Origin of the sequence: Aliihoeflea sp. 40Bstr573 (assembly GCF_024105655.1) — a bacterium.
Taxonomy (GTDB): domain Bacteria; phylum Pseudomonadota; class Alphaproteobacteria; order Rhizobiales; family Rhizobiaceae; genus Aliihoeflea.
In genome coordinates this window covers 33418-53933 of the sequence record NZ_JAAAMH010000019.1, presented here as the reverse complement: position 1 = coordinate 53933, position 20516 = coordinate 33418, and the positions used below count along the sequence as shown (strand labels likewise).

Annotated in this window: 20 protein-coding genes and 1 pseudogene; 8 read left to right on the top strand and 13 right to left on the bottom strand. The window is 61.1% G+C overall.

The window, feature by feature from the left end:
• Positions 1-94: 94 nt before the first annotated feature.
• On the bottom strand, positions 95-310 hold the full coding sequence (locus tag GTK01_RS21125) for a hypothetical protein (RefSeq protein WP_371924387.1): 216 nt from the start codon (positions 308-310) through the stop codon (positions 95-97).
• A 269-nt stretch (positions 311-579) separates the two neighbouring features.
• Between GTK01_RS21125 and GTK01_RS17520 the strand changes: the two genes are divergently transcribed.
• Together GTK01_RS17520 and GTK01_RS17515 are read left to right on the top strand one after the other, a co-directional pair.
• Positions 580-918 (top strand): hypothetical protein, encoded by a 339-nt coding sequence (locus GTK01_RS17520; RefSeq protein WP_252928429.1) that lies wholly within the window; start codon positions 580-582, stop codon positions 916-918.
• Positions 848-1033: pseudogene (locus GTK01_RS17515) on the top strand (IS3 family transposase); the annotation flags it as partial. The gene GTK01_RS17520 and the pseudogene GTK01_RS17515, both read left to right, overlap by 71 nt.
• Positions 1034-1257: 224 nt before the next feature.
• Here GTK01_RS17515 and GTK01_RS17510 read toward each other — a convergent pair.
• Positions 1258-2337 carry a LysR family transcriptional regulator gene (locus GTK01_RS17510; RefSeq protein ID WP_252928426.1) on the bottom strand — a complete coding sequence of 360 codons (1080 nt, stop codon included), beginning with the start codon at positions 2335-2337 and terminating at the stop codon, positions 1258-1260.
• On the opposite strand from GTK01_RS17510, the gene GTK01_RS17505 reads away from it, so the two are divergent.
• On the top strand, positions 2282-2992 hold the full coding sequence (locus tag GTK01_RS17505) for an isochorismatase family protein (protein ID WP_252928424.1): 711 nt from the start codon (positions 2282-2284) through the stop codon (positions 2990-2992). The genes GTK01_RS17510 and GTK01_RS17505 overlap by 56 nt on opposite strands.
• Positions 2993-3108: 116 nt before the next feature.
• Here the strand turns inward: GTK01_RS17505 and GTK01_RS17500 are convergent, their stop codons facing one another.
• The 6 genes from GTK01_RS17500 to GTK01_RS17475 all read right to left on the bottom strand — a co-directional run bounded on the left by GTK01_RS17500 (position 3109) and on the right by GTK01_RS17475 (position 9400).
• Complete coding sequence (locus tag GTK01_RS17500; RefSeq protein ID WP_252928422.1) at positions 3109-4065, bottom strand: ornithine cyclodeaminase family protein; 957 nt, start codon at positions 4063-4065, stop codon at positions 3109-3111.
• Positions 4066-4139: 74 nt separating this feature from the next.
• Positions 4140-5009 (bottom strand): ATP-binding cassette domain-containing protein, encoded by an 870-nt coding sequence (locus GTK01_RS17495; RefSeq protein ID WP_252928420.1) that lies wholly within the window; start codon positions 5007-5009, stop codon positions 4140-4142.
• Positions 5002-6018 carry an ABC transporter ATP-binding protein gene (locus GTK01_RS17490; protein ID WP_252928418.1) on the bottom strand — a complete coding sequence of 339 codons (1017 nt, stop codon included), beginning with the start codon at positions 6016-6018 and terminating at the stop codon, positions 5002-5004. The genes GTK01_RS17495 and GTK01_RS17490 overlap by 8 nt, the downstream gene beginning before the upstream one ends.
• Positions 6018-6911: an ABC transporter permease gene (locus GTK01_RS17485; RefSeq protein ID WP_252928416.1), complete on the bottom strand. Its 894-nt coding sequence runs from the start codon at positions 6909-6911 to the stop codon at positions 6018-6020. Before GTK01_RS17485 ends, GTK01_RS17490 begins: the two co-directional genes overlap by 1 nt.
• Entirely contained in the window at positions 6908-7825 is a 918-nt protein-coding gene (locus GTK01_RS17480; protein ID WP_252928414.1) for an ABC transporter permease, read from the bottom strand. Before GTK01_RS17480 ends, GTK01_RS17485 begins: the two co-directional genes overlap by 4 nt.
• Positions 7826-7840: 15 nt before the next feature.
• A complete protein-coding gene (locus GTK01_RS17475) occupies positions 7841-9400 on the bottom strand; it encodes an ABC transporter substrate-binding protein (protein WP_252928412.1) in 1560 nt (519 codons plus the stop codon).
• Positions 9401-9473: 73 nt separating this feature from the next.
• On the opposite strand from GTK01_RS17475, the gene GTK01_RS17470 reads away from it, so the two are divergent.
• From GTK01_RS17470 to GTK01_RS17455, 4 genes are all read left to right on the top strand, one after another.
• Positions 9474-10103 carry a helix-turn-helix domain-containing protein gene (locus GTK01_RS17470; protein ID WP_252928410.1) on the top strand — a complete coding sequence of 210 codons (630 nt, stop codon included), beginning with the start codon at positions 9474-9476 and terminating at the stop codon, positions 10101-10103.
• A gap of 164 nt (positions 10104-10267) precedes the next feature.
• Positions 10268-11737: an amidohydrolase gene (locus tag GTK01_RS17465; protein ID WP_252928408.1), complete on the top strand. Its 1470-nt coding sequence runs from the start codon at positions 10268-10270 to the stop codon at positions 11735-11737.
• A gap of 16 nt (positions 11738-11753) precedes the next feature.
• Complete coding sequence (locus tag GTK01_RS17460) at positions 11754-13016, top strand: FAD-binding oxidoreductase (protein ID WP_252928406.1); 1263 nt, start codon at positions 11754-11756, stop codon at positions 13014-13016.
• Positions 13017-13037: 21 nt separating this feature from the next.
• On the top strand, positions 13038-14045 hold the full coding sequence (locus GTK01_RS17455) for a membrane dipeptidase (RefSeq protein WP_252928397.1): 1008 nt from the start codon (positions 13038-13040) through the stop codon (positions 14043-14045).
• Between the two features lie 445 nt (positions 14046-14490).
• On the opposite strand, the gene istB is transcribed toward GTK01_RS17455, so the two are convergent.
• Both istB and istA read right to left on the bottom strand, forming a co-directional pair.
• Positions 14491-15261, bottom strand: a complete 771-nt coding sequence (gene istB, locus GTK01_RS17450) for an IS21-like element helper ATPase IstB (RefSeq protein ID WP_173194433.1) — start codon at positions 15259-15261, stop codon at positions 14491-14493.
• Positions 15258-16751 (bottom strand): IS21 family transposase, encoded by a 1494-nt coding sequence (gene istA / locus GTK01_RS17445; protein WP_371924388.1) that lies wholly within the window; start codon positions 16749-16751, stop codon positions 15258-15260. The genes istB and istA overlap by 4 nt, the downstream gene beginning before the upstream one ends.
• Positions 16752-17094: 343 nt before the next feature.
• On the opposite strand from istA, the gene GTK01_RS17440 reads away from it, so the two are divergent.
• Entirely contained in the window at positions 17095-17727 is a 633-nt protein-coding gene (locus GTK01_RS17440; protein WP_252928393.1) for a response regulator transcription factor, read from the top strand.
• 49 nt (positions 17728-17776) lie between these two features.
• Here GTK01_RS17440 and GTK01_RS17435 read toward each other — a convergent pair whose 3' ends face one another.
• The 3 genes from GTK01_RS17435 to GTK01_RS17425 all read right to left on the bottom strand — a co-directional run bounded on the left by GTK01_RS17435 (position 17777) and on the right by GTK01_RS17425 (position 20467).
• The gene (locus GTK01_RS17435; protein ID WP_252928392.1) at positions 17777-18388 is read right to left on the bottom strand and encodes a response regulator transcription factor; all 612 of its coding nucleotides are present in this window, start codon (positions 18386-18388) and stop codon (positions 17777-17779) included.
• Between the two features lie 711 nt (positions 18389-19099).
• Positions 19100-19336: a hypothetical protein gene (locus tag GTK01_RS17430; protein WP_252928390.1), complete on the bottom strand. Its 237-nt coding sequence runs from the start codon at positions 19334-19336 to the stop codon at positions 19100-19102.
• A 90-nt stretch (positions 19337-19426) separates the two neighbouring features.
• Positions 19427-20467: a LacI family DNA-binding transcriptional regulator gene (locus tag GTK01_RS17425; protein ID WP_252928388.1), complete on the bottom strand. Its 1041-nt coding sequence runs from the start codon at positions 20465-20467 to the stop codon at positions 19427-19429.
• Positions 20468-20516 lie beyond the last annotated feature (49 nt).

The window sequence follows — 20516 nt, the reverse complement described above, 5'->3', positions numbered from 1 at the left end:
AAATGCTCGGCGGAGCGTTTGCCGCCAGTCGTCTTCGTATTCATGTTCGTTCCTTCGTCTTCGACGAGAACCGAACACTCCTTAAATCACACCCTCAACTCTGTGCCATAGGCGCTGATCCCGAACACGCAACCCGTTCACGCTTGCCCGGCTGCTTTGCAAGCAGTTTCGTGACCACACCTACAGGACTAGCCACGACATAATCGTGAGCGGCACACCACTTCATTACACTGTCGCAGCGTTGCCGCACACGCGACGCCGTCTCTGGCTTGGACAGCCAGATTGGCTTGAGTACTTCTGCAAAATCCACGGCCCGCCCCGATCCGACCCCATTCGAAGGGTTCGGCACGATGGAAGAAAATCGGGTATCGCACGGGGTATCGTCGCGGGTATCACAAAATGACGCGCAGTCCGCCGCGTCGCAGAAGGCCGTCAAGCGCCGCGGCGCGGGGCCCTATCTCGTCCAGTCTGGAAGGAGCTACCCTTTTTCAGATTAAGCTGCCCAAGGAGATCGGCGGCGGGCGCGGATCGCGACCCGTCCGGATCAGTCTGGGACCGATACCCAAACAGCGCGCCCGTATGTACGCCGATCGGCTGGCGTCGATCGCGCGAGTCGAGTTCGACAAATTGGCAACGGTGCAAAATATGAGTGGTGTCGATTCCGAAGCGCCCTTCGATTTAGACCGCAAGACGCACGACGCGTATCTCGCTCGGATTGGCGCCCCCCACTTCGAACCTGATCTCCTGTTTCCAGGCGACAATCCGGTAGCGCAGATTGCCGGAGCTTTGCGCATGGCTTTGCGCACGCTTGAGGCCGGTGCCGTCGAAAACTCACCACTCGGCCACTGCAACGGAGAGCTTCTTCTCGTCGCTGAAAACCGAGCGGACAGCCCGCAAGGTCTACAGGACGAGGGATGACGCCAGGGCCGATGTGTTCGACTACAGCGAGCGCTTCTACAATCCCCGGCGACGGCACTCGACACTGGGCTATATGAGCCCCGTCGAGTTCGAGGACAAAGCTATGCTAGCTTAACCTGGAGTCCGAAAAACCGGCAGCAGACCAGAAGTCCTTAAGTCTGCAGGAGGCGGCCTCGATGCGCCAACGGCCCTTGTAGCGGACCTAATCGTAGTCGATAGGAATCTTCCGGTTCGCGCTCAGGAATGACGGCCTCGGCACCTTTAGCATTTAGACGCCTGCGCAGCGCGTTGGCATCGTAGCCCTTATCTGCGACCAGGCAGCGCACCCTCCCGCCTTGGCTAGTCGGCGACGAATTCCGTGACAAAGACGCTGGGGGCCCTGCTTTTCCAAGCGATCGTCTGGAACACAACGAAACGTGGATTGTCAACTGGCCGAGCATGAAGATCTCGTGGTGCTGAAAGTGCCAGTCCTTCGGGATAGATGCCGACACCGAGGCCGCCGCGGATCAGGCCGAACTGCGCCTGTATGTTGGCGGTCTCGAAGGCCCGCTCCACCGCTAGGCCCTCTCCGCCGAACAACTCGTCGAGATAGAGGTTGTAGTCTCCCCATTCCGCTTGATCTCCGGTTACCAGCCGTGCTTCGGCAATATCAGACAACGCGGGAGCGTCCATCCTCATCAGGGGATTGTCGGGGCGCGCCACAAGGAACAGCCTTTCCGGTTTCAGCGCCCGCGTGCGGAAATCGGGATGCTCGAATCGGCCCAGCATGTAGCCGAGATCGATCTCGCCATTCGCCAGTGCCTGTTTCTGGGCCGCGCTGCGCATATAGGCCAGCGTGACGTGAACGTCTGGCCGCGCCGCTCGGAATCGCGCCACATGCGCGGGAACGGTTTCCGCCCCGGCGAAGGTCATGTAACCGACACTGATCGATCCAGACTTGCCCTGTGCGATGCGCCGCGCGCGGCGAACGGATTCGTCGTACTCGCCGACCAGATGGATGTTGTCCCTGTAAAATGCGCTGCCGGCTGCCGTCAGCCGGACATATCTCGTTGTGCGATCGAGCAGCCGCACCGAGAGCGCATGCTCCAGTTTCTGGATGCGCCGCGTGACCGCCGACTGGTCGATGTTCAGGCGCGATGCGCAGTTGCGGAAATTAAGTTCCTCCGCCAGCACGAGGAAGGTGTGGACGACATCAAGTCCAGCGGCGTTGGGCATGGATGCGCTCGCAAATTCAATTGATGCCTGAATCACATCAATCCATGTCGAGATGTCAATTCTCCATGCCTCGCGTCTTTGCGAATATTTCCGGAAGACGGCCCGGCGGCTGCGCATAAATCCTGTCAAAAAACATGGAGAACTGACGATGACCGACCTGAACTCCAAGGAAGTCGACCGCAAACTGAGCGAGGCGTTCGACATCGCCGCCAGCCTTTATCGCGAGCGGGGCTTTCAGCGCCGCCTCGGATTCGGGAAGCGCCCCGCTCTGATCAGCGTGGACCTTGCCAATGCCTGGACGCGCCCCGGAAATCCGTTCACCTGCGACCAAGAGAAGATGGACAACGAGATCATCCCGGCCATGCAGCGCCTTCTCGAGGCCTGCCGCGCCCATGGACATCCGGTGATCCATGTGACGACCGCCTTCGAGATTGTTGACGAGAACGCAACATTCACCGACATGGGCATCTGGAACGCCAAGATTCCGGCCAGCGTTCTCGACCTTTCGAAGCCCGAACTATGGGCGATCGACAGCCGCATCGCTCCCAGGCAGGGCGAATACACGTTGATGAAGAAGCGGGCGTCGGCTTTCCACGGCACCGAACTCGCCGGCATCCTGCGCGCCAACGACATCGATACGATCCTAGTAACCGGCGTCACCGCGTGCTGTTGTGTGCGCCAGACGATCTGCGATGGCTTGGCGGATGGTTTCCGGCCGATCGCCGTAAGGGAAGCGATTGGCGACCGCATACCCGGAGCCGTCGCCTGGAACCTGTTCGACATCGACGCGAAGTTCGGCGACGTCTGTTCTACCGACGAATGCGTCACCTATCTGGAAACGGTCGGCAGGAACGCCTGATCGACGGCTCCCGCCGACAGCGGAACGTCGCGCACCCTGCCGGGTCGCGCGACGTTCCGCTGTGGATATCGAGCAAGCATGCGCAAGCTCAGGAAAGGAGGCAATGCTCCGCAGCGTCAGGCCGCGTCCTTCTCCCGTTCCTCAGCCCGCCTGTAGGCAAGGATCGCGGCTGCCAAATCCTCAAGCGACGCGCCGACCGACTTGAAGAGCGTGATCTCGGTATCGGCCAAGCGGCCGAGGTGGCGGCCATGGGCGAAGTCGCTCAACTCAGCCCGGATATCCTCGTGCGCCAGAACGCCCGATTGCAGCGGTGCCACGACGTCGCCGGCCTCGACCGTTGCACCCGCGCGCGTATCGACGAACAGTGATGCGCGCCTGATTGCCTCGTCGTCCGCCTCGCGCATCCCCGGCGTGAAGCCCCCGACGAGGTCGAGATGGACCCCCTCACGAAGCCACTCGCCCCGGACCAGCGGAGACGTGCTGAGTGTCGCGCAGCTAACGATGTCGGCGGCCGCTACTTCACCGGCGAGATCATCCACGGCAGTCGCGGAAAGTCCTTCATTGCGCAATGTAGCGGCGAGCTTTTCAGCATTGGTCAGGCTGCGGCCCCACACGCGGATATTCTCGATCGGCCGGACAGCCGAATGGGCATGCGCCAGGTTGGCGGCGACCCTGCCGGTTCCTACCAGCAGCAGGCGTTTTGCATCCTGACGCGCGAGATATTTCGCTGCGAGCGCCGAGGCGCCGGCGGTGCGCCGCGCCGTCAGTTCCCCACCGTCCACGAGGGCCAGCGGCAGACCGGTTTTCGCGGAGCTCAGGAGGTACGTCGCCATCACGGCCGGCAGGTCCCGTCGGCCGTTACCGGGAAAGACGTTCGCGATTTTTACTCCGAGGAACTCCGACGTCCACGCCGGCATCAGCAGCATCGTCGCATCGGGTTCGCTGGAAACGTGGACATTATGGTGATGTCGGACTGGCGTAACGCACCCGGTCCTGAAAATCTCCTCAAGTGCCTCGATCACGGAGGGCCAGTCGAGCAGGTCTCGCACCTCGGCACCGCTCAGCAATTTCATCGTCAACTCCAGTCAGCAATGGGTAGGGTACCGTGGCGCGGTATGTGAATGGCCACGGGGAGAATGCGCTGCCGCTACGCCGGCGTGAAGGATGTGATTGCTGGCGGATGTTGGCGCAAGTTCTCGCGCAGCTCTTCCGTGATCCGCATATCCGGTATTCCGGCTCCGGGCGCGACCGTCATGGCCGAATCGAGCAGAAGCTTCGTGTAAGGATGAACAGGAGCGGAGAATATCGCCTCGGAAACGTTCAGTTCGACGATCCGGCCAAGATACATGACTGCTACCCGGCTTGCCATGTGCTCAATCACCGACAGGTTGTGACTGACCATGACATAGGTCAGGTCGAACTCTTTGCGCAGGTCGAGAAGCAGATTGAGAACCTGCGACTGGACCGATACGTCGAGAGCCGAAGTCGGCTCGTCGCAGATCAGGATATCAGGTTTGAGAATCAGCGCGCGAGCGATCGCGACACGCTGGCGCTGCCCTCCCGAAAGCTGGTTTGGATAGGCGTCGAAGATGCGGCTGGAGAGCCCCACCACGTCGAGCGCCTCGCGCGCCGCCTTCGCTTGCTCCACCGAGGTACCGATGCCGTGGACCTTGAGCGGCTGGCTGATGATGCGGCCGATGGATTGGCGCGGATTCAGGGAGGCGTATGGATCCTGGAAGACGAACTGGATGCGACGTGCGATATCGCGGCGCGACTGCTCCGAAATCGACCTGCCGTCGAGTTCGACCGTACCCGATGTCGGCGTCAGTAGCCCCATCATAATTTTCGATATCGTCGTCTTTCCGGAGCCGGATTCACCGACGATGCCGACGATCTCCCCACGGTGAATCTTGAGCGAGACGTCGTCGAGGGCGCGCACGCTCCTGCGTCCCCAGAACCCGCTTGCCGCGCGATAGAAATGGGAAATGTTGGAGACGTTGAGAACGACTTCAGGCATGGACTTGTTCTCCCTGAGCCATTTTCGCGTGCGCCGCGCTCGTTTGCGCCGGCAGGATACACCGATAGCGGTGAGCCGCCTCGTGCCCTTTCAGTTCGATCTCTTCCATGCATGAGGGCATCGCATAGGGGCAGCGTTCCCTAAAGTGGCAGCCTTTCAGGCCGCCTATCAGCGGTGGCACGGTGCCGGGAATCGAAGGCAGGTGCTGCATCCGTGGATGGTCCGGGCTGGGAATGCAGGCGATGAGGCCCTGCGTGTAGGGATGCAGGGGATTGCCGAAGATCTCGTCGGCGGTGCCATCTTCCACTATCTGACCCGCATACATGACGGCAATTCTGTCAGCGATGCGAGACACTATGCCCAGATCGTGCGTGATGAGCACGAGCCCCATCTCAAACTCCTGTTGCAGGTCGCGCAACAGTCTCAGCAACTCGGCCTGGATGGTAACGTCCAATGCCGTCGTCGGCTCGTCGGCGATCATAAGATCAGGGCTGCACATCAGTGCCATTGCGATCATCACGCGCTGCCGCAATCCGCCGGAAAGCTCGTGCGGAAACTGCCCCAGACGTTCTCTGGCGTTGGTGATCCCCACCTTATTGAGGAGAAACGCCGCGCGTTCCCTGGCTTCGGCCAGAGACACGCGGCTATGAGCGCGCATCACGTCGGTAAGCTGCTGACCGATGGTGAAGACCGGGTTCAGGGACGTCATCGGCTCCTGGAAGATCATCGAGATGCGGTTGCCGCGCAGACGGCGCATGCCACTCTCTCCAAGGGTCGTCATGTCGGTTCCGTCGAACATCATTCGCTCCGCGCGACGCTTGGCGCGCTTCGGCATGAGGCCCATCAGGGACAGCGCCGTTATCGACTTGCCGCAACCAGACTCGCCGACGATGCAGAAGGTTTCGCCCTTGGCGACGCGCAGACTGACATTTTGCACCGCCTTTAGCGGACCGGCTGCCGTGTCGATCGTGACATTGAGCTTTTCTATATCGAGCAGCATGGAATCCATCAGTTTCTGGCCTCCGGAGCGGTAACGTCGCGCAGGCCGTCGCCAAGCAAATTGGTCCCCAGTACGAGTGCGAAGAGGAGGACTCCCGGGATCGTGATCAGCCAAGGATCGAACAGGATAAAGGACTTTCCTTCGGCGATCATCAGTCCCCAGGAAGGCAACGGTGCCGGCACGCCCAAGCCAAGGAACGACAAGGCGGCTTCCAGAACGATGGCTTGCGCCATTTCCAGCGTTGCGACCACCACCAGACTGTTCATGAGGTTGGGCAGTATCTCGTAACGCAACGTCTGGAAGACGGAGCAGCCCTGCACCTGCGAGGCCGTCACAAAATCCGCGTTGCGAATCTGCTGCGTAGCCGCTCGAATGACCAGTGCGAAGCGGTCCCACAATAGAAGACCAAGCACCGTCATCACAATCATCAGCGAGGATCCAGCAAGCGCCACGACGGCCAGAGCGACGAGGATAACCGGCATCGACAGCCGGGCCGTAATGATGAATGTGATGACTGTGTCGACCTTGCCTCCGAAGTAGCCGGCGAGAATACCAAGCGTAGTTCCGATAACGCCTGAGATCAGTGCCGTGCCGACACCAATCAGCAGGGATACCTGCGCGCCGTAGAGGAGGCGCGAGAGGTAATCGCGCCCCAGATGGTCGGTGCCCAGCGGATGCTCCCAGCTACCACCGTCCATCCAGACTGGCGGGACGATGCGGACAAGCAGGTTCTGCTCGTAAGGATTGAATGGCGCGATGAACGGTGCAAGCACCGCCATGATCAGGATGATTCCAAGGATCGTTCCGCCGAGGATGAGACCGGTGTGGGTCAGCCAGCGCCTGTAGTTGCGCCGCGGCGGCGCAATATCGGCCAAGCGATACTCAAGTGTTTGGTCGCTCATGCGTCGCGAATCCTTGGATCGAGCCAGGCGTTGATGATGTCGGCGACCAGGGTCAGCACGACGTAAAACATTGAGAAACACAGCACGAGTGCCTGGATTGTCGGCAAATCGCTTCGCAGGATGCTTTCCCAGACGAGCCGCCCGGCACCGTGAATGGCGAAGACGCTCTCAACCACGACGGAGCCCGCCAGCATAAAACCGAACTGGGCGGCTGCGAGGCTCACCACTGGCAACAGCGCATTTCGGAGCGCGTAGCTGGACAGGATCTTCGACGAAGGAATTCCCATGGCACGTGCAGTGCGGATGAAGTCGGTTTCAAGTGCCGCGATCATGCCCGATCGGGTCAGCCGCATTATGGCGGGTGCCGCAAAGTAGCCGAGCACAATCGTCGGCAGGATCATATGCCGCCACGTCTCGCCGCCCGATGTCGGCAGGATGGGGAACGTGACGCTGAAGAGAATGATGAGAAGCAGGGCGAACCAGAAAGTCGGCATCGCCTGCCCCACGACCGCGAACAGAAGTGCGACGCGATCGACGATGCTGTTCGGCCAGCGGCCGGCAGCAATGCCGAGCGGGATGGCGAGGAGCAGCGCGAAGCAAAGCGCAAGCACGCCGAGCAGCATCGTGGCCTGGAAGCGTTCGATGAGGATAGAGGTCACCGGCTGGTTGAAATAGATGCTCTGCCCGAGGTCACCCTGCAATACGCGCCCGAGCCAGGACGCGTACTGCAGAACGAGGGGACGGTCGAAGCCGTATACGGACCGGATGCGTTCGGCGTCCGCGGCCGTACCACCTTCACCGGCGATGCTAGCCGCGGGATCCCCCGCCGTGAACACGAGCGCGAAGGCGACAAAGGATACGAACAGCATCAGTATCACGGCCGAAGCCAACCGACGCAACGTGTACTGGAGCATGGGGCGCTTCCGTCACTATTTCCAGCTTGCGCTGTAGATTTGCACGAACTCGTCCGGCTGAAGCGACAGTTCGAGATCGGCATTCTGCGCGGTGAAGACGCTGTAGGTCCAAAGCGGCACCCAGTAGGCTTCGTCGGCGATTATCTCCAGTGCATCCGCGTAGAGTTCCGCCCGGCGATCACGGTCCATCGAGGTGTCAGCCTCCTGGAGTATCTTGATCAGTTCCGGGTTCTTCACCACGTCGTCGCCCGTGCCGCCAAAAAACTGGCTCGTGCTAAGACCGACATCGCCCACGCCGTAGGATCCCCAGTTGAGGAGGAACAGCGGAGCACGGTTCTCACGCCAAGTTGTGACGGCAGATCCGTATTGCTGGGGATTCAGGTTGAGCGTGATACCGACGCGGGCAAGGTCGGCCGCGATTGCCTCGGCTTGCACGGTCGGCAGGCTTGCGATCATCAGGTCCATCGTAAACCCGGACTCGTATCCGGCTTCGGCAAGCAGGGCGCGCGCCTTGTCCGGATCGTATTCATATTCCGTGACATCTGTGGCGCAGCCGAATTGGATCGGATTGCAGGCCGAGTTGATGATCTGGGAGGCGCCGCCTACGAGAGCGTCCTTGATGGCGGTGCGGTTAATGGCATGATTGATCGCCCGGCGAACTCGAGCATCGGCGATCGGCGTGTCGCCGCCATTGAACTGCGGATTGAAGCTCATATAGGCAAAGCGCATGATCTCGGCGCTCTTGACCTCCAGTGAAGGCTGGCGCTCCAGATTCGCGGCATCGTCCGGGGGCACGCGCCAGATCCAGTCGAGGCTGCCGTTCAGCAGTTCAGCATACTGAGTGTTGGCTTCCGGGAGAATACGCACGACGATGCGGTCTATAGATGGCATCCCCTTGGGACTGTCCTCGAAGTAATCCTCGAATTTTTCCAACACGAAACGGACGCCCTGCGTCTGCTCGACGAGTTTGTAAGGACCGCTTCCGATCGGCTTGGTCGCCATGCCGCTTGGGCCGGCTTCCTCGTAATAGGCCTTCGGATAGATCGGCAGATTACCCGCCAGCATCTCCAGAGCCAGCGGATAAGGATGCGTCATCTTCAGCCTGACGGTGTTCTCATCCACCTTCTCCACGGAATCGATCCACTCGACCGCGATCTGATATCGGGCATTGTATTCCGGCGACGACACGAGGTTGAGCGTGTAGGCAACGTCGTCAGCCGTCAGCGTCTCACCATTATGGAATTTCACACCCTGGCGGATTTTGAACTCGATGACGTCGTCCGAGATCAGTTCGTAGGATTCGGCGAGCTCGGGCTCGAATTCGCCGGTCTCAAGGTTTTTGGAGACAAGGTTGTCGTAGAGAAGGCGCGCAAGGATGAGGCCCTCACGTCCCGATTCCTGGTAGTTGTCGAGCGTGGCGATCTCGTTCGTGAATGCCACATTCAAGGTGTTGTCGTCTTTACCGGCGTTGGCCGCGCCCGCCCAGCAGGCGGTTGCGACAAGGGTGCTGATGAGCAATCTGCGTATCATGATATTCCCCTTCTTTGTTGCCGCCTTTCGGACCGAGGCGGGCAATCGAGACAGCTATTGACGTGTCTTGTGACAGGACTATAATATGAGAAATTATTTTTCCAATAGGAAATTTTGAGTGGCTGCAGTGGGACGCGCTCATGGACAACTCGCAGTCCGGGAGTCCGGCAAGATAGACGGCTCCTTCGGATTGCGCTTGCGTCGGCTCCGGCTGGGGCAGGCCCTAACTATGCAGCAAGTGGCCGAACGCTCCGGTCTCGCCGCGTCGACGATCTCTAAGGTCGAGAATAATCAGATATCGCCGTCCTACGAGAATCTGCTGCGGCTGGCCGATGGACTTGGGGTCGATGTCGCCGAACTGTTCAATCAGCAGTCGAATGCCATGGCTTCGGGCCGGCGAAGCGTCACGCGTCGCGGCGAGGGTGTGAAGCACGACTCTCCTCAATATGACTATGAGATGCTGTGTGCCGACTTATCCAAAAAGCATTTCATACCGCTGATTACCGTGATCAAGGGCCGGCCGACCGGCACGCCTCCGGAACTTCTTCGGCATGCAGGCGAGGAATTCGTCTATGTGTTGTCTGGCTCGGTTGACGTCTATACGGATCAGTACAAGCCGCTCAGCCTGACGAGCGGCGACAGCTGTTATTTCGACAGCAATATGGGACATGCCCTGGTATCCACCAGCGAGGAGGAGGCCCAGGTCATCTGGGTCTGCTCCCGCGTGACCGCTCCCTTGTCCGAATGAAGTCGTAAGAGCGCTTTCCCCACGGATCCTAATGTCGGCGCGCGCCGCGCGTCTGCGATCTGCGTGCGCGACAAGCCTGACAATCGGATAAGAAATAAATTTGACAAAAGGAAAAATTCTGCCTAGTTTGGCCGCTTCTGCTTCATTGGGGGTTGCTGGCTGTCATGTCTCGTTCCCGGTTACACGGAACCAGCGCCGGCAAGGCCTCGGCTTTCGATTTTCTCGATCGCAACGCAACGGCGCTTGGCGAGCTTAGCGACGCATTATTTTATTTCGCCGAGCCGAGCCTCGAGGAGCACCAGTCGTCCGCCCTTCTCGCGGAGCTTCTGGAAGAAGAAGGCTTCGTGGTGGAAAGGGGAATCTCCGGCTTTCCAACCGGCTTCATGGCCGTCCGGGGAGAAGGCGGTCCGGTCATAGCCCTGCATGCCGAGTATGACGCCTGCCCGCAGAATTCTCAGCGGCCCGGTGTCCTTCACCGCGAGGAGATGGTCGAAGGCGCTCCCGGCCATTGCGAGGGCCACAACGGCAACGGCGCCGTGATGGTGGCTGCTGCGATTGCAGTGAAGCGCGCCATGGACGAGGGCCATGTCCAAGGCACGCTCAAGGTTTTTGGTGCTCCCGCCGAGGAACTGACGCTCAGTCGCCCCTATTTTGTCCGTGACGGATATTTCGACGACGTGGACGCCGCTTTTCACAACCATATCGGCGCCGAGTTCTCGACCGAGTACGGGCTGGCGCAGATTTCCGCCCTGTCGGCCGATTTCGAGTTCGCGGGTACGTCCGCCCATGCCGGCATCTCGCCATGGGAAGGGTGCGACGCACTCGATGCCGTCGTCCTGATGGATGCCGGGATCGCACAGTATCGCGAGCACATGAAGCCGCAGATGCGCGCTCACAGGGTCATTACGAACGGCGGCGAGCAGCCCAATGTGATTCCGAACCGCGCATCTGCCTGGTGGTGCTTCCGCGACCCGACGGCGTCCGGCGTCCGGGAGGTGTTCGAGCGCGCCAAACGGATCGGCCAGGGTGCGGCGATGATGACCGACACCGAACTGACGATAAGGCTCCGCAGCGCGGTGTGGCCCGTCCGTTGCAATGAAACGCTGGCTCGGCTTCTCCAGTCGAACATGGACATCGTCGGCATGCCGGCATGGACTGAAGAAGAGCAGGCGTTCGCCAAGTCGCTGCAGGAGACGATCGGCAAGCCCAGCATCGGGCTGAATGCCGAGATCAACCCGCTTCGAGGACCGCGGTTCGAGCCACTCGCCGCCTCGAATGATTGCGGTGACATCTCGTGGAAGGTGCCCATGGGACGAGTATGGTGGCCGGGAACGGTGCCGGGCACCGTCTTTCATCACTGGAGCGGCGGCGTGCCGCTGACGACGTCGATCACCCATCGCGGGGCGCTCGCCGGCGCGAAGGTACTCGCCGGAGCCGTCATCGACTGCATGGGCGACCCAGCCGTTGTCGAGGACGCGCAGCGCACTTTCCGCAAGGAGATCGCCGACACCCAATACGAGCCTCTGGTTCCCGCCTCGCACCGTCCGGACATCGCCACGCATCGCGGCCTCACGGCGAAATACGGGCCGCTGCAAGAACCCTTCTACCGGACGACGAAGCCGGTGTTTTCGTGACATCGAACCTGCTGCCATGACCGGTCCCGCCAGCAACGCAAAGCATACCCTCATCATTGGCGCCGGCATCGTTGGCGTCGCCTGCGCGCTCGCCCTGCAGGAGCGTGGTCGCAAGGTCACTTTGATCGACAGGCAGGATGCCGGCACTGCGACATCGTTCGGCAATGCCGGCTGCTTCGCCACCGCCGAGATCACACCGATCTCCATGCCCGGCCTGCCGCTGAAAGTCCCGGGCATGCTCCTTGATCCGCTTGGGCCGCTGGCTATCCGCTGGCGACACCTTCCCCACCTGGCGCCCTGGCTGTTGCGGTTCATCTTGGCTGGCCGACGCGCCCGCGTCGACGAGATTACCGCCTCTCTCTCGACGCTAATGAAACGTGTCTGGAGCGACTACGATCCGCTCCTGCGGGGCGCGGCACTGGACCATCTCGTTCGTCGAAACGGCGCGCTCTTCGTCTATTCGAGCGAAAAGGCACTCGCGGCAAGCGCCTATGAATGGCGCCTACGCGCTGAAAATGGCGTACGCATGGAACAGGTCGACCGCGAGCAGATCGCCGACCTGGAGCCAGCCCTGTCGAGCCGTTTTGCCAGCGGCTACTTCGTTACCGACTGGGCGCACACGGTCGACCCGTTCGAGATCGTGACCGGGCTCTTCTCGCACTTCACCGCGAGGGGCGGCGCCTTCCTGCGGGACGAGGTCACCGGCTTTGACTTTGCCGGCGAACGACCGTCATCGGCCCGCCTCTCGAGGGGCGAACCGGTCGCGTTCGACGAGGTCGTTATCTGCGGCGGCGCCTGGTCAAGGAAGCTGGCGGCGGCCCTCGGCTCCCGAGTCCCGCTCGAAACGGAGCGCGGCTACAACACGACCCTTCCCGAGCCCGGCGTCCTGCTTTCGCGGCCGGTCTGCGTCGCAGAGCAGAGCTATGTCATGACGCCGATGTCGATGGGGCTGCGGGTCGGCGGGACAGTCGAACTGGCCGGCCTCGAGGCGCTGCCGGATTTCACCCGGGCGCGCAAGCTCGTCACCCTGTGCAAGGACGCCTTGCCCGGTGTCGATGATGCGGGCGGCAAGGAGTGGATGGGATTTCGGCCTTCCATGCCCGACTCGATGCCCGTCATTGGCCGATCCCCGAGCCATGCCAATGCGTATTTCGCGTTCGGGCACGGCCACCTGGGGCTGACGCTGGCTGCCACCACCGGCCGGCTGGTGGCGGATCTTGCCACCGACACTGCCCCGCCCGTCGACGCGCGCCCGTTTCGACCCGACCGCTTCATTTGAACGCATAAGAAGGAGACGACCGTGACCACTCAGCCCACCTCGCTTCATAACGACGCCATCGTCATAGATGCCGTCTGTCCGCTTCTGCAGGACCCCGTCCATCTCGAGCTTTACAGAAAAGGCGGTGCGACGGCCGTTGCGCCCACCGTTGGCGGTTCAGAAGGCGCGGCCGTCACGTTCCGCACGTTGGGCCGCTGGCTTCGATTGATCGAAGACCGCGATGATCTGTTGCTAATCCGCAGCGGCGCTGACGTCGAGAAGGCCAAAGCCGAAGGCAAGCTCGGCATCATCCTTCACTTCCAAGGCACCGAGCCGCTGGAGGACAGCGTCGATCTGGTCGATGCCTACAAGGCGCTGGGTGTGGGCATCATTCAGCTTGCCTACAATGTGAAGAACCGCGTCGGCGACGGCTGCGAGGAGCGCACCGATTCTGGGTTGAGCCGTTTCGGGGTCAAGCTTATCGAGCGTATGAACAAGGCCAAAGTCATTGTGGACTGCTCGCATACCGGGTATCGCACGACGATGGACGCCATCGAGGCGTCGACCGTACCGGTTGTGATCTCGCACGCAAATCCGAAGGCGGTTCACGACACTCCGCGCAACGTGCGTGACGATCAGATTCAGGCGATCGCTCGTACGGGCGGGCTGGTCGGCGCAGTCGGCTATCCGGCTTTCGTCTCAAAGAAGCCAAAGGCCACGATGGACGACTTCATCGATCACATCGCCTATATGGTCGATCTCGTTGGCAGCGACCATGTCGCGCTTGGCATCGACTATTTCCTCGGCCAGGACCCGATCGCCGAGCTTCCGGCGGCGCGCAAACAGTATGACGAACTCATCGGTTCGGGAGCTTGGAGCCCTGCGAGCTATCCGCCGCCGCCCTACACCTATCCGGAAGGCATCGAGACCCCCGCAGGTTTCCCCAATCTCACGGAGGGCCTCCTTCGCCGCAATTTCAGCGAAGCGGACATCAAGAAGATCCTGGGCGGCAACTGGGTCCGGGTCTACAAGCAGATATGGGGAAGCTGAAGCATTTAGGCTGCAAGGTCGGGCACCGATCCTTGCATGCATGGCGTCAATCGGCGCGCAAAGTTGACCCTGGATCGGCATCTCAATGCCATCCGGGGTCATCCCAAAGGACCATCGCACGTAGAGCGACCTGGCGCGCTGGTCACCAAGGATGAGCTTGTCCAAAAGAAGTGGATACTAAGAGCGTACGGGCGACTGTTGACCCCTTTACAGACATTTGGGTTACCATCGTCGATTCCCCGCCATCAAAGGGCCGATTCTACGACCGGAGGCTGGTGTGCTCGCAGTAGGGCCTTATGGCCTTAAGCATATCTCGGCTGTGTCAACGGCGGAGCAAAAACCGGCCATTGGGCGGCGCAAAACCAGGCCACTGGCGCTGCTGCGAGCGGGGAACGTCGGGAGGGCGTAGCCCGACCAGAGTTTTCCGCTCGCAGCAGCGGCGATCTTATTGGTGAGGGTTGGGGGTTTTTCGTGCCCGGCTTTGCGCGAGGCGATAGCTGTCGCCGTTCATCTCGAGGATGCTGACGTGGTGGGTCAGCCGGTCGAGGAGTGCGCCTGTGAGGCGCTCGGAACCGAAGGTTTGGGTCCATTCGTCGAAGGGCAGATTGCTGGTGATCAGGGTGGAGCCACGCTCGTAACGCTGCGAGATCAGCTCGAACAACAGCTCGGCGCCGGTTTTGGAGAGCGGCACGAAGCCCAGCTCGTCGATGATGAGCAGCTTGTAGCCCGCCATCTGCTTCTGGAAGCGCAGAAGACGGCGTTCGTCGCGCGCCTCCATCATCTCGCTGACGAGCGCGGCCGCTGTGGTGAAGCCGACGGACAATCCCTTCTGGCAGGCCGCCAGGCCGAGGCCGATCGCGACGTGGGTCTTGCCCGTGCCGCTGGGGCCGAGCGCGATGACGTTCTCGCGGCGCTCGATCCATTCGCACCGCGCCAGTTCCAGCACCAGCATCTTGTTGAGCTTCGGGATGGCGGCGAAGTCGAAGCTGTCGAGGCTTTTTGCGGCGGGGAACTTTGCCGCCTTGATGCGGCGTTCGACCATCCGCCGTTCCCGATCGATCAGTTCCAGCTCGACCAGCCGGGCAAGGTAGCGGACATGATCCACGCCCTCGACCGCACATTGCCGGGCAAGTTTGTGGTGCTCACGCAGGAAGGTCGGCAGCTTCAAGGTCTTGAGGTGGTGGGCGAGCAGGAGTTCTGGAGCATCGCTGCTCATGCCGGTTCCTCCTTACGGTCCAGCAGGCGCATATAGGCCTTGGCCGACGTCTTCTCGACAGTGGCTCTGGGCAGATAGGGATAGATGTCGAGGTCCAGCTTTGGTGGCCTGCGTTCGGCCCGGCACAGGACGAGGTGCTTCACGGCGTCGAAGCTGATGGCGCCCAGATGCAGCGCCTGCTTCACGGCTGCGTGCAGATCGGCCAGATCGAAGCTTTCCATCAGGCGCAGCACCTGCACATAGGCGCGCCGGCCCTGCTTGCCCATCCGTGCTTCCATGAGGCGGCGCAGTGTCGTGAACGCCTCCGGCAATTCCCAGCCCTGTAGCGGTGCCGCCTGGTCGAGCGCGTTGATCTTCTGCTCGATCAGCGGCAGGTAATGCAGTGGATCGAAGACAACCTCCTCGCGCTCATAGCTGCGCGGATGACGGGCAATGATCCCCCCGCCACAGCCAATCACCACCTCGCCGACATAGCCACGGATCCAGACGTCCTGGTGGCCGTAGGCGACCGGGACGGAGTAGTCGTTGGTCCTGTAGCGCACCAGCGCCTGCGAAGTGACCCGACCGCTGGCATGGTCGCAAGCATCGAAGGGTGATGCCGGCAGTGGGCGCATCGCCACCAGATCGCGCAGCAAGCGTTCGCCGATCGTCTCGCTCTCGCCGCGCAGCCGGTCACCCTGGCGCTTGCGGCACTGCTCCTCGAGCCACAGATTGAACTCGTCCCACGATGCAAAGTGCGGAATCGGCACCATGAAGTTGCGGCGCACATAGCCGACCAGACCTTCGACGCTGCCCTTGTCATTGCCCTTGCCGGGGCGGCCGTAACGATCCCGGATCAGATAGTGGGACAGGAAGCCGCTGAACAGCGTTGCCCGCTTGCGCGTGCCGTCGGGCAGGATCTTCGCCACCAGGCAGCGGTCGTTGTCGTAGACAATCGACTGCGGCACGGCGCCGAAGAAGGCGAACGCATGGATATGGCCGTCCACCCACGCTTCGGCCACCGCCGCAGGATAGGCGCGCACATAGCAGGCATCGCTGTGCGGCAGATCGAGCACGAAGAAGTGCGCCTTCTGCTCAACGCCGCCGATGACAACGACAGCCTCCCCGAAGTCGGCCTGTGCGTGCCCCGCCGGGTGCGCCAGCGGCACGAACATCTCCTGGCCGCGCAGATCCCGCTTGCGCATATAGTCCTTGATGATCGTGTAGCCGCCGGCAAACCCGTGCTCGTCGCGCAGCCGGTCGAACACCCGCTTGGCCGTATGGCGCTGCTTGCGCGGGACCGCACGGTCCGCATCAAGCCACCGATCGATGACCGCGATGAACGCGTCCAGCTTCGGACGCCGAACCGGAGCCTGCCGCCGATAGCCCGGCGGAACCGAATACGCCATCATCTTGCGAACCGTGTCGCGCGAGATGCCGAAATGCCTTGCTGCCTCGCGCTGGCTCATGCCTCCGTCGCAAGCCACGCGAACCTTCAGATATAATTCCACGGTGTAGATCCCTATTCCCTCCCTACGCCACGCAGAAAAGGGAAAAAGTGGACGACTTTTACGCCGCCCGCAGCCGGACAATCCCGCCGCTACCGTGGTCTAGTTTTCCACCGCCGTTCTCAGGTTGCCTGCGCACTGGAAGAGCGCAGGCTTACGATAGCTATCCGCGACCACGGCGGGCCGCCACGTTTGGCGCAAATGCTGCAAGCTGAACCCGACCGCGGCCTTGGTCTGGTGGGATTGCGCGAACGGATCGAAGCACTTGGCGGTAGCCTCGACATGTGTCGCGAGGTCGATGGCACCACACTCACTATGTCCATTGGACTTGGCGGAGCTAAACGTGATGTCTGACACTGTCTCCATCGTCGTCATCGATGACCATGCGCTGTTTCGCTCTGGAGTGGTCAGTTGCGTCGACGCGCAACCAGACCTTCAAGTCGTCGGAGAAGGCGCGACTGGCACGGATGCGCTGCGCAAAGTCAAGGAACTCGAACCGGACATAGCACTGCTCGACATCTCCATGCCGGGAAACGGCATCGATGCCGCGGCCGCCATCCGCGACGCCGGCTGCCGAACGCGCGTGGTCATGCTGACGGTGTCCGAAGAAGATGACGATATCGTCAGCGCACTGGAAGCTGGAGCTGTAGGCTATTTGCTAAAGGGCATAGGCGCATCTGAACTTGTAGAAGCGCTTCGCCGGATCGCTAAAGGGGAAACGTTCGTCTCGCCAAATCTGGCCGCCAAGGTATTTGCAGGCATGAACACCCGCAGCCGGCCCAACGCGCTGTCGGTCCTCTCCAGCCAGGAGATCAAAGTTCTCAAGCTGGTGTCTCAAGGTCTGAGCAACCGCGAGGTGGCGCTCCAACTCGGAATCCTGGAGAAGACAGTCAAGTTCCACATGTCGCGACTGCTGCGCAAACTCAATGTTCGTAACCGGGTCGAGGCAACAAACGTAGCACGCCGCGAATGGCAATGAGCGGCTCGGTCAGCGGATTCATACACATTGTGCGCAATTCTGGAGGGCTTTAGTGCCCCCAGCGAATGGTGCGTGCATGCTGAAGCCCATTGGCCTCAAGCTTTTGGGCCGCGAGAACAACCTCAATCCGATTTCGCGCGTTAAGTTTTTGCATCAGCAAAGTCATGTAATGCTTAACCGTTTTTTCGCTGATCGCCAAACTGAGCGCGATCTCCTTGTTGGTCTTGCCATGCAGCAAAAGCTTGACGACCTGATCTTCGCGTGAACTGAACTGCGCGGCACGCGACGCGACCTTCCGCAGGGAGGCGGCCCGAAGGGCCGTGATGACGCTCATTGCGAAACTCGGCGTGATGAATGTCTCGCCGGAAAGAACGCATGCGATGCCGCTCACGAGTTCGTTCACAGGGGCCGATTTCAAAATATAGCCATTGGCGCCAGATTCCAGCGACTTGACGGCCGAGTCGACTTCAGTGACGGCGGTATAGACCAGAATCTTGCCCGCAGGATTGAGCCGACGCATTTCCGCAATTGTGGCAAATGCATCGCCCTTGGCAGCGATGTCGATAATCATCACAGCCGGACTCTTGCTTGATGCGATCATGATCGCGTCGGCACAAGTCACACCATTCGCGACAAGGTCGATCGTCTCGATCTCAGCCAAGCATCCGATGATTCCGCGAGCGACTATTGGGTAAGGCTCGACAAATGATAGACTTGTACGCACGGACACCCCCAAAAACCGACGACCGGTCCCCTACCTGTTTGGGATCGACAATATAGACTGAATTTTGCGACGTAAACAAACTGATTAATAATTGGTTAAGGAATGGCCGGCCAATCGATCTGCCACGCACCAGCGCCGTTCCGCGTGCACACCGCCTATTCGAAACGATCCCCGCGATGCGGCCGTCATTCAACCGATGATTTGCGGAAAACTGATTACACTGACTGATTGGGAACGCCGGCCGGGAAAACGTTGCCACAGGAGCCGTAAAAAGCGTTACAGGCTCGTCGAAGGCAGCTCAAACGAGATTTGCGACCACACTGATCCGCGCCGTCTTCATGGACGCACGGATCGGCTGTTTCTGGATTTTAGTAGATCGAGCAATGTCAGCCGTAGGGGGCGGAGGCGGGAAGGCAAACCATACCCGATCAGGCAACCCAGAACGGCAGCTTACCGCTGAGAGTTCGCTCAAAGGAGCCCGTCCGAATCCGGCGCAAACCAAGACGGAAATTGACTTCCGCTCAATGCTGTTCGGACCATGTTTCAATTTCGGCAATGGGGTGGGTTCCTGCCTGTCTGCTTCTGCGTACGGAAGTGGAGAATCAGCCATTCGCGGAGCCACCATCCCAGCACTCATCTAAGCCTAGTCTAGGGGTAGAAGCTTTTGGCGATTGCTTGGCGCCGCTGTGGACGCCAAGCTTGCTGGAAAATGATGGATAGCTGGTTGCGCACCGTCTTCTCGCACTTACCAAGCCGCAATGCGATCGCCCGGTTGTCGAGCCCCTCCGCAACGATGTCGAGCAATATCGCCTCGGCAGGCGTCAGTCCGGGCTCGCGGATTGGATGGGGCTTTTGCAATGCGGCCTGACCGAGGAATGCGCCCAATTCCGCCTGGAAGGTCGTCCCGGCAGCTATTCGATTCTCGAAACCAGCAGCGGACGGTCGGCAACCGGCCCCGGATTTGCCTCTGACTGCTCACCCCGTTGAGCGGTCCGGATATCGGACAAGCGATCCGCACGAGTCGCGGATGACGAGTTCGGTGGGCAATATGATCTCGCGCCCCCCGGCACTCTCAGGGGGGGCCGAGATTCGATCCAGCAGGAGTTGTGCGCAAATACGTCCCCATGCTGGGACGTCCCAGCGTATAGCTGTTACTGGCGGCACGGAAAGTTCGGCGAGATCGGAATTGCAGCCGGCTATGACCGAGACATCCTTCCCGATCTGGAGATTGTGCATCCGGGCAGCCCGCAGAACCGCCGGCAGAAGCGACATCCCCCCAGCGATGATCGCCGACGGGCGCGGCTCCGACGTCAGCACGAGCGAGGCGTGCTGGAATGCCTGTTCCGCGTAGAAGCTCTGCGCCGACACGAGCCGCGGATCGATCGGCAATCCCCGTTCGGCCATAGCTTCCTCAAAGGCCAATAGTCGCTCGCGTGCCGGACGCATCGTCGGGCGTCCCGTCAGAAATGCGATCCGGCTGTGACCCAGCGCAGCCAAATGATGGACGGCCGCCCGGATGCCATGGCGGTGATCGATGACGACCGTGTCGGCAATCGGCGAGGCGTCGCGGTCGATGTAGACGACAGGAATGCCTAGCTTGGTCAAGGCTTCGTCGACGCGCTTGTCGCCATCGGCGCTACGCGTCATCATGAGACCGTCGACACGACGCCGGCCGAGCATGCGGGCGAGATCCCGCTCCTGCTCGGAGCTCTCGTCGATATTGGTCAAAAGTAGAGTATACTCTGCCTGGCGGATGACCGCTTCTGCAGCCCGCACGAACGCCGCGAATTCGGGGATCGAACTGTCGCGAATGGCGCAGGCGATCTGGTGCGTCGCGCGCATCCGCATGGATTGCGCGGAGGCGTCTGGCTCATAGCCCAGCTCGCGCATGGCCGTCTCCACGCGCTCGCGCAGTTCCTGGGCCACCGACGGATGCCGGTGGACGACGCGCGACACGGTGGAAATCCCGACGCCTGCCGCGGCCGCCACATCTCTGATCGTCACAGTGCTGGACATTCGTCTCTCTTCCCTGATTGCGGGCGGCCGCCCGCAATCGCGCTTCCGT

Bases quoted from the DNA above. Each gene is read 5' to 3' on its own strand.
- GTK01_RS17425 (WP_252928388.1), bottom strand. From the start codon at position 20,467: ATGTCCAGCACTGTGACGATCAGAGATGTGGCGGCCGCGGCAGGCGTC.
- GTK01_RS17465 (WP_252928408.1), top strand. From the start codon at position 10,268: ATGTCTCGTTCCCGGTTACACGGAACCAGCGCCGGCAAGGCCTCGGCT.
- GTK01_RS17495 (WP_252928420.1), bottom strand. From the start codon at position 5,009: ATGCCTGAAGTCGTTCTCAACGTCTCCAACATTTCCCATTTCTATCGC.
- GTK01_RS17440 (WP_252928393.1), top strand. From the start codon at position 17,095: ATGTCTGACACTGTCTCCATCGTCGTCATCGATGACCATGCGCTGTTT.
- GTK01_RS17460 (WP_252928406.1), top strand. From the start codon at position 11,754: ATGACCGGTCCCGCCAGCAACGCAAAGCATACCCTCATCATTGGCGCC.
- istB (WP_173194433.1), bottom strand. From the start codon at position 15,261: ATGAGCAGCGATGCTCCAGAACTCCTGCTCGCCCACCACCTCAAGACC.
- GTK01_RS17510 (WP_252928426.1), bottom strand. From the start codon at position 2,337: ATGTCGAACGCCTCGCTCAGTTTGCGGTCGACTTCCTTGGAGTTCAGG.
- GTK01_RS17500 (WP_252928422.1), bottom strand. From the start codon at position 4,065: ATGAAATTGCTGAGCGGTGCCGAGGTGCGAGACCTGCTCGACTGGCCC.
- GTK01_RS17520 (WP_252928429.1), top strand. From the start codon at position 580: ATGTACGCCGATCGGCTGGCGTCGATCGCGCGAGTCGAGTTCGACAAA.
- GTK01_RS17490 (WP_252928418.1), bottom strand. From the start codon at position 6,018: ATGGATTCCATGCTGCTCGATATAGAAAAGCTCAATGTCACGATCGAC.
- GTK01_RS17505 (WP_252928424.1), top strand. From the start codon at position 2,282: ATGACCGACCTGAACTCCAAGGAAGTCGACCGCAAACTGAGCGAGGCG.
- GTK01_RS17480 (WP_252928414.1), bottom strand. From the start codon at position 7,825: ATGCTCCAGTACACGTTGCGTCGGTTGGCTTCGGCCGTGATACTGATG.
- GTK01_RS17485 (WP_252928416.1), bottom strand. From the start codon at position 6,911: ATGAGCGACCAAACACTTGAGTATCGCTTGGCCGATATTGCGCCGCCG.